General features: G+C 70.2%; 14 protein-coding genes. 11 read left to right on the top strand and 3 right to left on the bottom strand.

The window, feature by feature from the left end; translation table 11 throughout:
* Positions 1-54: 54 nt before the first annotated feature.
* The 3 genes from KCH87_RS41465 to KCH87_RS41455 all read left to right on the top strand — a co-directional run bounded on the left by KCH87_RS41465 (position 55) and on the right by KCH87_RS41455 (position 4208).
* Complete coding sequence (locus KCH87_RS41465; RefSeq protein ID WP_210593096.1) at positions 55-921, top strand: crotonase/enoyl-CoA hydratase family protein; 867 nt, start codon at positions 55-57, stop codon at positions 919-921.
* A 149-nt stretch (positions 922-1070) separates the two neighbouring features.
* Positions 1071-2672 carry a GMC family oxidoreductase gene (locus tag KCH87_RS41460; protein WP_210593095.1) on the top strand — a complete coding sequence of 534 codons (1602 nt, stop codon included), beginning with the start codon at positions 1071-1073 and terminating at the stop codon, positions 2670-2672.
* A gap of 138 nt (positions 2673-2810) precedes the next feature.
* Complete coding sequence (locus KCH87_RS41455; RefSeq protein WP_210593094.1) at positions 2811-4208, top strand: glycoside hydrolase family 1 protein; 1398 nt, start codon at positions 2811-2813, stop codon at positions 4206-4208.
* Here the strand turns inward: KCH87_RS41455 and KCH87_RS41450 are convergent.
* Both KCH87_RS41450 and KCH87_RS41445 read right to left on the bottom strand, forming a co-directional pair.
* The gene (locus KCH87_RS41450) at positions 4187-4687 is read right to left on the bottom strand and encodes a MaoC/PaaZ C-terminal domain-containing protein (protein WP_210593093.1); all 501 of its coding nucleotides are present in this window, start codon (positions 4685-4687) and stop codon (positions 4187-4189) included. The genes KCH87_RS41455 and KCH87_RS41450 overlap by 22 nt on opposite strands.
* A gap of 9 nt (positions 4688-4696) precedes the next feature.
* Positions 4697-5518: an enoyl-CoA hydratase/isomerase family protein gene (locus KCH87_RS41445; RefSeq protein ID WP_210593092.1), complete on the bottom strand. Its 822-nt coding sequence runs from the start codon at positions 5516-5518 to the stop codon at positions 4697-4699.
* 85 nt (positions 5519-5603) lie between these two features.
* Here KCH87_RS41445 and KCH87_RS41440 point away from each other — a divergent pair, with 85 nt between their 5' ends.
* Genes KCH87_RS41440 through KCH87_RS41425 form a run of 4 tightly spaced genes read left to right on the top strand, consistent with a single transcriptional unit; the run spans position 5604 to position 9172 of the window.
* Entirely contained in the window at positions 5604-6713 is a 1110-nt protein-coding gene (locus KCH87_RS41440) for an acyl-CoA dehydrogenase family protein (RefSeq protein WP_210593091.1), read from the top strand.
* An 18-nt stretch (positions 6714-6731) separates the two neighbouring features.
* Positions 6732-7910 (top strand): acyl-CoA dehydrogenase family protein, encoded by a 1179-nt coding sequence (locus KCH87_RS41435; protein WP_210593145.1) that lies wholly within the window; start codon positions 6732-6734, stop codon positions 7908-7910.
* Positions 7907-8419, top strand: coding sequence for a nuclear transport factor 2 family protein (locus tag KCH87_RS41430; RefSeq protein ID WP_210593090.1), 513 nt, complete (start codon positions 7907-7909; stop codon positions 8417-8419). Before KCH87_RS41435 ends, KCH87_RS41430 begins: the two co-directional genes overlap by 4 nt.
* On the top strand, positions 8420-9172 hold the full coding sequence (locus KCH87_RS41425) for an SDR family NAD(P)-dependent oxidoreductase (protein ID WP_210593089.1): 753 nt from the start codon (positions 8420-8422) through the stop codon (positions 9170-9172).
* 100 nt (positions 9173-9272) lie between these two features.
* Here KCH87_RS41425 and KCH87_RS41420 read toward each other — a convergent pair whose 3' ends face one another.
* Complete coding sequence (locus tag KCH87_RS41420) at positions 9273-10484, bottom strand: CaiB/BaiF CoA-transferase family protein (protein ID WP_210593088.1); 1212 nt, start codon at positions 10482-10484, stop codon at positions 9273-9275.
* A 129-nt stretch (positions 10485-10613) separates the two neighbouring features.
* On the opposite strand from KCH87_RS41420, the gene KCH87_RS41415 reads away from it, so the two are divergent.
* The 4 genes from KCH87_RS41415 to KCH87_RS41400 are packed head-to-tail and all read left to right on the top strand — an operon-like array spanning position 10614 to position 12833.
* On the top strand, positions 10614-11108 hold the full coding sequence (locus KCH87_RS41415) for a PaaI family thioesterase (protein WP_210593087.1): 495 nt from the start codon (positions 10614-10616) through the stop codon (positions 11106-11108).
* 4 nt (positions 11109-11112) lie between these two features.
* Complete coding sequence (locus KCH87_RS41410; protein WP_210593086.1) at positions 11113-11958, top strand: enoyl-CoA hydratase-related protein; 846 nt, start codon at positions 11113-11115, stop codon at positions 11956-11958.
* Between the two features lie 18 nt (positions 11959-11976).
* Positions 11977-12417, top strand: coding sequence for a MaoC family dehydratase N-terminal domain-containing protein (locus KCH87_RS41405; RefSeq protein WP_210593085.1), 441 nt, complete (start codon positions 11977-11979; stop codon positions 12415-12417).
* Positions 12417-12833, top strand: coding sequence for a MaoC/PaaZ C-terminal domain-containing protein (locus KCH87_RS41400; protein WP_210593084.1), 417 nt, complete (start codon positions 12417-12419; stop codon positions 12831-12833). Before KCH87_RS41405 ends, KCH87_RS41400 begins: the two co-directional genes overlap by 1 nt.
* Positions 12834-12839: the final 6 nt, after the last annotated feature.

Here is a 12839-nt window from a genome sequence, read left to right as displayed (position 1 = left end):
AGTTGAATGCTATAACTAATTAAGCTGACAGGGAACCGAGTGCGGAGGGCACGTATGCCGGACCAGGAGTACGAGACCGTACGTGCCGAGGTGGCGGACCGGATCCTCACCGTCACCCTCGACCGGCCCGAGAAACTCAACGCCTTCAACCCGCGCATGATGCAGGACCTGCTGGACGTCCTGGACGCGGCCGACACCGACGACGAGGTGCGCGTGATCGTCGTGACCGGAGCCGGACGAGGCTTCTGCGCGGGCGCCGACGTCAGTACGGGCGGCGGATCCTTCGACCACCGAAAGGCCGGCGCCTGGCACCGGGACGCCGGTGGCCGGGTCGCGCTACGGCTCTACTCCGCCACCAAACCGGTCATCGCCGCCATCAACGGCCCGGCGGTCGGCGTAGGCGTCAGCATGACCCTGCCGATGGACATCCGGCTCGCCTCGACCTCGGCGAAGTTCGGCTTCGTCTTCGCGCGCCGCGGCATCGTCCCGGAGTCCGCCGCGAGTTGGTTCCTGCCGCGGGCGGTGGGCATGCAGCGCGCCATGGAGTGGGTGGCCACCGGCCGCCTCTTCGGCCCCGATGAGGCCCTGGCGGCCGGGCTCGTACGCTCCGTGCACCCGCCGGAGGAGCTGCTCCCGGCGGCGTACGGCCTCGCACGCGAGATCGCCGACAGTACCTCGGCCGTCTCCGTCGCTCTGTCGCGGCAGATGATGTGGCGGATGCTCGGCGAGCCCCACCCCATGGCCGCGCACCGCCTGGACTCACGGATCATGAGCCAGATCGGCGGCGGCCCGGACCCGACGGAAGGCATCGAGTCATTTCTCGCCAAGCGGCCGCCCGAGTTCCCGGGTCGGGTCAGCAAGGACATGCCGCCGGTGTTTCCCTGGTGGCAGGACGAGGAGTTCCGTCCCTTCGATGCGTAAACGCTCCGCTTGGAAGTGCCGCGATAGGCCGTTCGATCGTCTGCGGCGCCTTCGTGGCTGGTCGCGCAGTTCCCCGCGCCCCTTCAGGGCGCTGCCGAACCGCACCCGACTTCACCGACCTGTTTAGGCTGAAAGCACCGGGAGGTGTGATGACGACGTTCGACTACATCGTGGTGGGTGCCGGTTCGGCGGGGTGTGTGCTCGCCAACCGTCTGTCCGAGGACCCCGGGACGACGGTGTTGCTGATCGAGGCGGGCGGCAGGGACTCCACGCCGCTGATCAGGATGCCCAAGGGGTTCGGCAAGCTGCTCGGCGATCCCCGGTACGCTTGGCACTACCCGGTGGAGCCGGTGGGCCCTGCCCGGCGGGTCGAGCACTGGGTGCGGGGCCGGACGCTCGGCGGATCGAGCTCGGTCAACGGCATGGTCTACAACCGCGGCGACCGCGCCGACTACGACGAGCTGGAGCGGCTCGGCAACCCCGGCTGGGGCTGGGACACCATGCTCCCGGTCTTCCGGCGGATCGAGGACAACGCACTCGGCGGCTCCGGAGTCCGGGGCGCGGGCGGGCCGTTGCACATCTCGACGGCGGCACGGCAGGAACCGCTCTGCGAGGAGCTGATCGCCGCCGGAACACGACTCGGCTGGCGCCGCACCGACGACCTCAATGCGAGCGACGACGAACGCATCGGCTACGCCATGGCCACCATCAAGAAGGGACAGCGCTTCAGCGCCGCCCGCGCTTTCCTGCACCCGGTCGAGCACCGGCCCAACCTGACCGTGTCCGTCGACACCCTGGTCACGTCGGTCCTGTCCGAGAAGGGCCGAGCCGTCGGCGTACGGACCCGCAGCGAGGGGCAGCAGACCGACGTCCGCGCCCGGCGCGAGGTGATCCTCTCCGCCGGCAGCATCGCCACGCCGAAGATCCTGCAACTCTCGGGCATCGGACCGGCCGAGACGCTCAAGTCGGCGGGTATCGACGTCCTGGTCGACAGCCCGCAGATCGGCGGCAGGATGCGCGAGCACCGCTGCTTCGTCGTCCAGTACCGGCTCAGGGACAACCTCGGCTACAACAAGGCGCTCAGCACGCCGTTGCGGCAGGGCCTGTCCGGGGTGAAGTACCTGACGACCCGCCGAGGACCGCTGGCCGCCCCCGCCTTCGATGTCATCGCCTTCTTCAAGAGCCGCCCCGAACTCGACCGTCCGGACGCCCAGTTGCTGATGGCGCCGGTCTCCCTCGCACCGGAGATCCCCGGCAAGGAGCCCGGAGTCGAGCGCGAGCCCGGAGTGATGGGCCTCGGCTACATCCTGCGCCCCAACGCCGAGGGAAGCCTGCACATCACTTCGGCCGACCCCGAAGCGCCCCTCACCATCACGGCCAACTACTTCGGTTCCGACCATGACCGTACGGTCGGCACCGCCCTGTTCCGCAGGATGCGCGAACTCTTCGAGACCGAGCCGATCGCCGGACGGATCACGGCCGAAACGCTGCCCGGCCCCGAGGTGCGGGAGGACCAGGAGATCATCGACGCGGGCCTCGACCACGGACGCTGCGGCTATCACGCCATCGGCACCTGCGCCATGGGTCCGGCCGAGGGCGACGCCGTCGACGCCGAGTTGCGGGTGCGTGGCATCGAGGGCCTGCGGGTCGTCGACTGCTCGGTCATGCCGACCATGGTGTCCGGCAATCTCAACGCGCCGATCATGGCCATGGCCTGGCGGGCGGCCGACCTCATCCTCGGCGGGAGCTGACACGACACGCAAGTGATCACTCTGGTCGGCCCGGAGAGATCTGGCCGAAACATTGTCGTATTTTCCCCGAAGTGTTAGCGTCCGCACGGCGACCATTCAGTTGAATGCGCTAAACTATTCATCGCCTGGACGGTGACCATGAGCGATGGTTTTCTGTACGACTCGTACCGCGGTGTCCACTGGGGGACCGCCACCGCGGACGCCATCGCGGCGGCACCGCTGCCCCTGCCCGACCAGGGCGGACACTTCCGGCAGTGGACCGACGACATTCGCCATGTGCTCGGCGTCGCCCCGACCACACACCGTGCCGTCGTGGGATGGCCGCAACTCCAGCCCGACGGACCAGGCGTCTGGGACCGGGCCGCCCTCGACCGCTGCGACCGCGCACTCGACTCGCTGCTCGCACTCGGCCTGAAGCCCAGCCTCACCCTGCTCCATCTGTCGCTCCCCGGGTGGCTCGACGCCTCCGGCGGCTGGCTCGCACGCGACACCGCGAACCGCTTCGCCGAGTACGCCGCCGAAATGGGCCGCCGCTTCGGCGACCGGGTCGACCGCTGGATCACCTCGACCGATCTGGCGAGCCCCACGCTCGCGGACCACGTGGCCGGAATGTATCCCCCCGGCCGCGGCATCGGCAGGGCGGGACTGCCCGCGGTCCACCACATCCTCCTCGCCAACGGCCTCGCCACCCAGGCGCTGCGGGCAACCGGTGCGCGCGGCCGGATCGGCACCACGGTCACGCTCGTCGGCGGCTACGCGGCCACCGACGACCCCTACGACCGCCTGGCCGTGGAGCGACTGGAGAGCTGGACCAACCGTATGTTCCTCGACCCCATGCTCCTCGGCGAGCACATGGTCACCGAGGACGACGTCTCACCGGTCGAGGCCACTGGGTGCGTACGCCCGGGCGACCTGGACACCATCGCGACGGAACAGGACCTGCTGGGCCTGTCCTGGTACACGCCGTTCCGCGTCACCGCCCCGGAGAACCTGCCCCGGGCCCTCCCCGTCATGAAGTGCCTCAGCGCCCTCAACGAAGTGAACCGGCTGCTCGTGGGCCTCGGCTTCGCCGTGATCCCCTTCGACGACGTGGAGACGACGGCGTACGGCTGGCCGATCCTCCCCGAAGGCCTCGCCGACGCCGTCGCCGCCCTGCACGAGCTGTACGGCGACCTCCTGCCACCCCTGTCCGTCATCGACAACGGCATGGGCGACCTGGACCTCGTCGACAGCACGGGACGGCGCGACGACGGCAGGCGCCGGGCGCTCCTCCGCGCCCGGCTCTCCTGGCTGGCCGGAGTCATCGAGCGTGGTGTGGACGTGTGCGGCTACGAGTACTGGTCGGTGCTCGACAACCTTCAGGCGAAGCTCCGCTACACACGCCTCTACGCGATGGGCGTGCCAGACCACGATCTGCCGCCGCGCCCGCCGATGCCGGCGGACTGGGTTCGCCGGGGAGCGTTCGTCCCCGCCCCCACCGGGCTGCCCGCCGGACTCCACGTGGTGCCGAGGACTCAGGGCGCCGGAGCCTCGTAGTCCCTGCCGCGGATGAGCCGCACCGGCGTGTAGACGAGCACGTCCTCGTCCCGCTGGTTGCGGACGGTGATCCGGCTGGTCACCACGCCCCGGCCGGGCTTACTCGACGGCCGCGAGTCCGTCGTCTCGACGACGGCGTACAGCGTGTCACCGACGTACACCGGACCCAGAATCGTCAACTCCATGTGCAGGAACGCCAGACCGGTGCCGTGCAGCACGTTCGTCTGGAGCACCAGCCCCTCGGCGATGCAGTACGTCAGCGCCCCCGGCACCAGCCGGCCGGTGTATCCGCCGTCCGCGGCGTGCGAGGCGTCCCAGAAGAGCGGCTCGTTGAAGCCGCCCCAGGTGACGAAGTTGACCAGGTCGGTCTCGGTGATCGTGCGGCGGGCGGTGCGGAAGATCTGCCCGGCGGGCATCTCCTCGTAGGTCAACCCGCTGACCAGCGGGGGGACTTCGGTGGTGGTGGAATCCGATGTCATCACGGGCTCCTAGAGGTCGAGCGGATGCTTGGTGGCCACGCCCTCGAAGTCCGGGGCGCGCTTCTCGCGGTGGGCGGCGAGGCCCTCGGTGACCTCGTGCCCGCCGAACCCGAAGAACTCCAGGCCCAGGGAGGCCTCGAAGAGCGGCTGGGCGGTGCGGTACCAGTGGTTGAGGGAGCGCTTGGTCCAGCTCAGTGCGCTCGCCGGTCCTGCGGCCAGGGCGGTCGCGAGGCGCAGCCCCTCGGCGTGCACCTGCTCGTCGTCGACGCACTTGGACACCAGACCGATCCGCTCGGCCTCCGCGCCGGTGAGTGCCTCGCAGGTCAGCAGGTAGTACTTGGCCTTGGCCATGCCGCACAGCAGCGGCCAGCAGATCGCCGCATGGTCACCGGCGGCCACGCCCAGCCGGGTGTGCCCGTCGACGATCTTCGCCCGGCGCCCGGCCACGGAGATGTCGGCCAGCATGCCGATCACGAGCCCCGCGCCGACGGCGGGGCCGTGGATCGCCGACACCACGGGCTTGGAGCAGTTGATCACCCCGTAGACCATGTCCCGCGCCTCGCGCATCACCCGCGCACGCACCACGTAGTCCTCGGTCATGGCCTCGATGGAGTCGAAGGTCCCACCCGCCGAGAAGGCCTTCCCCGCGCCTTGGACCAGGACCGCGCGAGTCTCCTCGTCCCGGTCGACGACCGGCCAGATGTCGGCCAGCTCGCCGTGCATCCGGGGATCGACCGCGTTGAGGTTCGGGGCGTCGAGCACGAGCCGGAGCACCCCGGGCGCGGGCCGCTCGAAGGTCAGGCTCGTGAACTGCTGATAGGGATCCGTCACGTCATGCTCCTGGTGTATTCAGTGCGGATACTATAATTATCTAACTGTATCGTGAGCGGGCAACACCGAGGACGGGAAGCTCGGGATGGATCTCACCTTCAGCGAGGAGCAGGACGAACTGCGCAAGGTCATACGGTCGTTCCTCGCCAGACACTCCGGCGAGGCCGACGTCCGCCGACTGGCCGCCGAGTCGCGCGGCCATGACGCGGTCGTCTGGCGGCGCATGGCCACCGAACTGGGTCTGCAAGGACTCGCCGTACCGGAGAAGTACGGCGGTTCGGGCTTCGGCTACGCCGATCTCGGCATCGTCTTCGAGGAGGCGGGCCGAGCCCTGCTCTGCGCGCCCCTATTCGCCACCGTGGCCCTGGCCGCAGAGGCACTCCTGCGCTGCGACGACGAACAGGCCCGCGCCGACCTGCTGCCGGGCATCGCGTCCGGCGAGACGGTGGCCACGCTCGCGCTGACCGAGGAGAACGGCCGCTGGGACGAGGCGGGCATCGGGCTCACGGCAGGGGACGACAACCGGCTCACCGGCGTCAAGACCTACGTCCCCGACGGACACCTCGCCGACCTGCTCCTGGTCGCCGCCCGCACCCCGTCCGGCATCAGCCTCTTCGCGGTGGACGGCGACGCACCGGGCCTCGACCGCACCCCCCTCCCGACCCTCGACCAGACCCGCAAACAGGCCCGCGTGGAGTTCACGGACACTCCGGCCCGGCTGCTCGGCACCGAGGGCACGGCCTGGCCGGTGCTGAGCCGCACCCTCGCCACGGCCTCCGTCCTGCTCGCCGCCGAACAGGTCGGGGGAGCCGCCGCGGCCCTGGACTCCGCCGTGTCGTACGCGAAGATCCGCGTCCAGTACGGCAGGCCGATCGGCTCGTTCCAGGGCATCAAGCACAAGTGCGCCGACATGCTCACCGAGATCGAGTCGGCGCGCTCGGCGGCGTACGGCGGCCTGTGGGCACTGGACGCGGGGGACGAGACGCAGACCGCGATCGCCTCGGCTCTCGCCCAGGCCTTCTGCTCCGAGGCGTACACGCTGATCGCGGGCGACAGCATCCAGGTGCACGGCGGAATCGGTTTCACCTGGGAGCACCCCGCGCACCTCCACCTCAAGCGGGCCAAGAGCTCCGAGGTGCTGCTCGGAACGCCCGCGTACCACCGGGAGCTGCTGGCCGCTCGGCTCGGCATCTAGGAGAGCGACATGAGCGACATGGAGCTGGACTTCGGACCCGCGGTACGCGACTTCCGCGACGAACTGCGCGACTGGCTCGCCCAGCACCTGGTGGGGGAGTTCGCCGAACACAAAGGAGTGGGCGGCCCGACCGACGGCGCGGCCTGGGAGGTCCGGCTCGCCTGGGACCGCGAACTGTCCGCCGGGAGGTGGCTGGGCGTGGGCTGGCCCGAGGAGTACGGCGGGCGGGGACTGGGGCTCGTCGAGGAGATCGTCTTCGAGTACGAGTACGCGCGGGCCAACGCCCCCTACCGGGCGACGTGCAGCTCCCTCGACCTGCTCGGACCCATGCTGCTCGCGATGGGCAGCGAGGAACAGAAGAAGCGCTTCCTGCCGCCGATCCTCGCCGTGGAGGAGCTGTGGGGCCAGGGCTTCAGCGAGCCCGGCGCCGGCTCCGACCTGGCGTCCGTACGCACACGGGCCGAGCGGGTCGGTGAGGAGTGGGTGGTCAACGGGCAGAAGGTCTGGATGTCCTTCGGCGTCCACGCCGACTGGCTGTACGTCCTCGCCCGCACCGACCCGGCCTCCCAGCGGCACAAGGGCCTGACCATGCTGCTGGTGCCGACCGACCAGCCCGGCGTCGACATCCGCCCGATCCGCAACCTGGCAGGACAGGACGAGTTCGCCGAGGTGTTCCTCTCCGACGCACGCACCACCGCCGACCTGGTCGTGGGCGAGGTCGGCGGCGGCTGGCGCACGGCGATGGGCACGCTCGGCATCGAACGCGGCACCACCCTGCTGCCCCTGCAACTCGGCTACGAGCGCGAGGCCGACGCCCTGATCGAGCTGGCCCGCGAGCGCGGCGCCCTCGACGACCCGATGCTGCGCCGACGGATCCTGGACGCCTGGATCTCCGTACGGATCATGCGCACCACCAACATGCGGACCGTCGCCGAACTGATCGCGGGCCGCGCACCCGGCCCGCAGGCGACCACGGCGAAGCTGTACGCCTCGACACGCCACCAGCGACTCGGCCACCTCGCGATGGAACTGGCCGGCCCCGCGGGGCAGATCGTCGGCGAGGACTACGGCCTGGACACCCGGCAGCGGTCCTTCCTGCTCTCCCTCGCGGAGACGATCTACGGCGGTTCGAGCGAGATCCAGCGCAACATCATCGGCGAGCAGGTGCTCGGACTCCCGAAGGACCCCCGGCCATGAGCGGCCCGGCGGATCGCATCGACCGCATCGAGTCCCAGCTCGCCATCCAGCAACTCCCCATCCGCTACGCCCTCGCGGTCGACGCCCGCGACCTCGACGCCTGGGTCGGCTGCTTCCGGCCCGACGTGGACATGGGGCGCCGCGGCCGCGGCCGGGAGGCCCTCCGGGCGCACATCGAGCCGCTCGTGCGCGGCTTCCACCGCTCCATCCACCAGATCTGCGGCCACCGCGTCGAGTTCACCGGCCGCGACACCGCGACGGGCTCGGTCTACTGCCGGGCCGAGCACGAGGTGGGGGACCGGTGGATCGTCATGGCGATCCGCTATCTCGACGAGTACGCGCGCGTGGGCGGCGAGTGGTACTTCTCCCGGCGCCGCGAGCAGCACTGGTACGCGGCCGATGTCACCGAGCGCCCGCAGGCCGTCTGCTTCAACAGCTGGGCGGGGGCCGGTGAGCCACCGCTGCCGGACGCCTTTCCCACCTGGGCGCCCTTCTGGAAGGAGACGTGAATGCGACTGGACGGGAAGGTCGCGCTGGTCACCGGCGGTGGCCAGGGAGTGGGACGCGGCATCGCGCTCGCGCTGGCCGTGGAAGGGGCCGCGGTGGTGGTCACGGGCCGTACCGAGAGCAAGCTGAAGGAGACGGCCGCGGAGATCACCGGGCGGGGAGGCCGGGTGCTCGCCGTCGCGGGGGATGTGTGCGAACGCGCCGACGTGGACCGCATGGTGGCCGAGACGGTACGGGAGTTCGGCGCGCTGGACGTGCTCGTGAACAACGCGCAGTCCTCGGTGCAGCGGCGGTTGGAGCAGACGTCGTACGACGATGTCGAACTCGCCTATCGCAGCGGGCCGTTGGCGACGTTCCATGCGATGCAGGCCGCCCTGCCCTGGTTGCGGGAGAGTCGGGGCAGCGTCGTGAACCTGGGGTCGTCGACTGCCGTGCAGGGGGATCCCACGTTCGCGTCCTATGCGATGGCCAAGGAGGCGATCCGTGGGCTGACGCGGGTCGCCGCGCGGGAGTGGGGTGCGTACGGGATCCGGGTGAACGTGATCTGCCCGGCCGCGCTCAGTCCGGCTGCGGAGGCGTATCTCGCCGACCATCCCGACCATGCCGAACGGCTGGCCGCCGATATTCCGTTGGGGCGGCTCGGTGATCCGGAGGGGGATATTGGGAGGGCGGTGGCGGCGCTGGTGAGTGATGACATGGGCTATCTGACGGGGGCGACGCTGATGCTTGAGGGTGGCCGCACGCTTATCGGGTGAGGGGTGTGGGTTCGTCGGCTGCGGGCCGGTGGGGGCTGGTCGCGCAGTTCCCCGCGCCCCTTACGGGGCGCTGTGGTGCACCGGAATTCACCTGTACTGCTTAGACGACCCCTCGCTTGCGCAGCTCGGCCAGCCGTGTCTCCGTCACCCCCGCCAGCCTGGCCAGGACCTCGGCCGTGTGTTCGCCCAGCGTGGGTGGCGGGGTGTACCCGTCGATGGGGGTGGCTGTCAGGTGGATCGGGTTGGCGAGCAGGGGGAGGCTGCCGGATACCGGGTCCTCGATCTCGACCAGCATCTCGCGGTGTTGGATCTGGGGGTCGGCGAAGACCTCGGGCAGCTCGTTGAACGGGCCTGCGGGGACGTCGTGTTCGTCCAGGACCGTCAGCCATTCGTCGCGGGTCCGGGTGCGGAGGATCTCCTCCAGCATGGGCAGGATCTCCTCGCGGTGCGCGATCCGGGCGGACGTCGAGGCGAACCGCGGGTCCTGCGACAGATCGGTGCGGTCGGCCGCCGTGCAGAAGGCGGCGAACTGCTTGTCGTTGCCGGCGACGAGGAAGATCGGCTTGTCCTTGCACTGGAAGGCCTGGGACGGGATGCCGCCGTAACCGCCGTTGCCGCGCCGCTGCGGGACTTCCCCCGACACCAGGTAGTTCATCGCGAAGTGCGACAGCGAGGCCAGCCCGCAGTCCAGCAGGGACAGGTCGATGAACTGGCCCTCGCCGGTGGCGTCCCGGTGCCGCAGGGCGGCGAGCACGGCCGTGGCGGCGTACAGGCCGGTGAGGATGTCGACCATGCTGACGCCGACCTTCATCGGTTCCGCGGGGTGACCGGAGACGCTCATCATCCCGGACATGGCCTGGAAGATGCCGTCGTAGCCGGGGCGTTGCGCATACGGTCCGGTCTGGCCGAAGCCGGTCACCGAGAGATAGACGAGCCGGGGGTTCAGCGAGCGCAGGCTCTCCTGGTCGAGCCCGTACTTCGCGAGCGTCCCGGCACGGAAGTTCTCCACCAGCACGTCCGACCGGGCGGCCAGCGCGCGGATCAGTTGCTGTCCCTCGGCGGTGGCGTGGTTGACGGTGACCGACTGCTTGTTGCGATTGCAGGCGAGATAGAAGGCGGCGGTGTCCGTGCGTTCGCCGTCCGGGCCGGCGGGGAAGGGCGGCCCGTATGTCCGGGAGTCGTCGCCGTTGCCCGGCCGCTCCACCTTGATCACCTCCGCGCCCAGGTCGCCCAGCATCTGGGTGGCCAGCGGTGCCGCGAGGATGCGGGACAGGTCGAGGACGCGGATCCCGGCCAGGGCGGTGGACGGCATCGAGTACCTTCCCCTTCTTGAGACCTTGTTAATGAGTTAGATAAATAATACATCCAGTCCTCGCGGATGGCGCTGAATCATGTAACTATATGGATCTGCATCGCGAGGCAGAGACCGGAAGGTGCGCGGATGACCGTCGCGGCGAGGACCCTCACCGACCAGGAACAGCGCGAACGCCGCGAGTGGTTCCGGGCCCGCTGGGAGCGCGGGGTCAAGTTCAACCGCAGCTGCGGTATGCGGATCCTGCGCTGGGACCCGGACGGCATCGAGATGGTCCTGCCCTACGCCGAGTCGCTCTCCGCCCACGAAGGCGTCTTCCACGGCGGGGTGATCTCGGCGCTCATCGACACCGCGGGCGCCGGCGCCGTGATCGCCGGACATGACTTCGACAAGGGCAGTCTGCTGAGCACCGTGTCGATGTCCGTGCAGTACCTCGCGCCCGCCCGTGGCCGGGAGGCCGTCGCGCATGCACGCTGCGTCCGGCGCGGCCGCCGGCTGCACTTCGCCGACGTGGACGTGCGTATGCCGGACGGCCGGGTCTGCGCCCGGGGCCAGGTGGTGGTGACCATCTCCGGGGAACGGGCCGGCGTCGGCGACCCCATCGAACCGCTGACTCAGGAGTGACGACGTGCCCGAGCAAGCCGATCAGGACCTGGTGCTGTACGAGGTCGACGAGGACGGCGTCGCCACCGTCACCCTCAACCGGCCCGAGCGCAAGAACGCATGGAGCCTCCCGATGGAGCGCCGCTTCTTCACGCTCCTGGAGGAGGCCGCGCACGACCCGGCGGTGAAGGCCGTGATCGTCACGGGGGCGGGCAGGGCGTTCTGCCCCGGCATGGACGTCCAGCGGCTGGAGCAGAACGCCCAGCCGGGACAGTCCCTCAACCTCCGGGCCCGGGTGCCGATGTACGGCAAGCGGGACCTGCCGAAGCCGCTCATCGCCGCCATCAACGGCGCCTGTGCGGGCATCGGCCTGGTCCAGGCCCTGATCTGCGACATCCGCTTCGCCGCCCGCGGTGCCCGCTTCACCACGGCCTTCACCCGCCGTGGCCTCGCGGGCGAGTACAACCTGCCGTACGTCCTGCCCCGCGTCGTCGGCCTGGAGAACGCCCTCGACCTCCTGCTCTCCGGCCGTGTCTTCGACGCCGACGAGGCGAAGCAACTCGGCCTGGTCAGCCGGGTCGTGGCGCCCGAGGACCTGCTCGACGCCGCCCGCGCCTACGCCCGCGACATCGCCCGCAACTGCTCGCCGCGCGCCATGGCCGTCGTACGCCATCAGGTGTACGGCGATCTGGACCGGCCGTTCGAGGAGGCGCTGGCCCGGTCGTACTCGGCCATGGAGTTCTTCGCCGGGTCCCCGGACTTCCGTGAGGGCGTGGCGAGCTTCATGGAGAAGCGGGAGCCGAAGTTCGAGGGACTGCCTGCCGACTTCGATCCCGAGGACGCCACCCGCGATGCGTTCCTGCCGTACTGACCGAGGAGACAGCGAGACATGACAGGGCAGCCGTTCCCCGTCGAGGCCGGGCACATCATGGTGTTCGCCCGTGCCATCGGCGACGAGAGCCCGGCGTACGAGGACTTCGCACCGCCGACCTTCACCATGGCGAGCGCCCACTACGACCCGGAGTACCACCTGCGCCCCAAGCCGGGGCAGGAGTGGTTCGGCTCCGGAGCAGGCCCCGGGACGATGCCCGAGGGCGGCGGAGGTCTGCACGCCGAGCAGCACTTCGAGTACCACCGCCCGGTGCGGGCCGGGGAGACCCTGTACGCGCACACCGTGCCCGGACGCCGCTGGGAGAAGCAGGGCCGCACCGGCCGGCTGCTGTTCAGCGAGCGCATCACCGAGTACCGGGACGCCGGGGGAGAGAAGGTCGTCACCGCCCTGACCGTGGCCGTCGTCCCCGAGGGCCCCGCCACCCGGAAGGACTCGTGATGCACGTCGACGACATCAAGACCGGCGAGATGCGCGAGAGCGTGCTCGTCGAGGACCTGAAGCGCTCCCGGATCGTCCAGTACGCGGGCGCCTCCGGCGACTTCAACCCCCTGCACACCGACGAGGTGTTCGCGACCGAAGCGGCCGGGTACCCCGGCGTGTTCGCCCACGGCATGCTCACCATGGGCATGACCGGACGGGTGCTCACCGACTGGATCGGCATCGAGTCGCTGGTGACCTTCGGCGTGCGCTTCAAGGCTCAGGTGTGGCCCGGCGACACCCTGACGGCCACGGCCACTGTCGAGTCCGTCGAGGACACCCCGGCCGGTCCGGTCGCCCGCTTCTCGCTCCGCACGGTCAACCAGGACGGCGGCGAGGTGGTCACCGGCACCGCGACGGCCCGCCTGGAGCCCTGATCCGGT

Source organism: Streptomyces sp. GESEQ-35, from assembly GCF_017948485.1.
In the GTDB taxonomy this organism is placed as follows: Bacteria; Actinomycetota; Actinomycetes; order Streptomycetales; family Streptomycetaceae; genus Streptomyces.
Note: the sequence above shows the minus strand (reverse complement) of the source record. Positions and strands in the feature narration are given on the sequence as shown.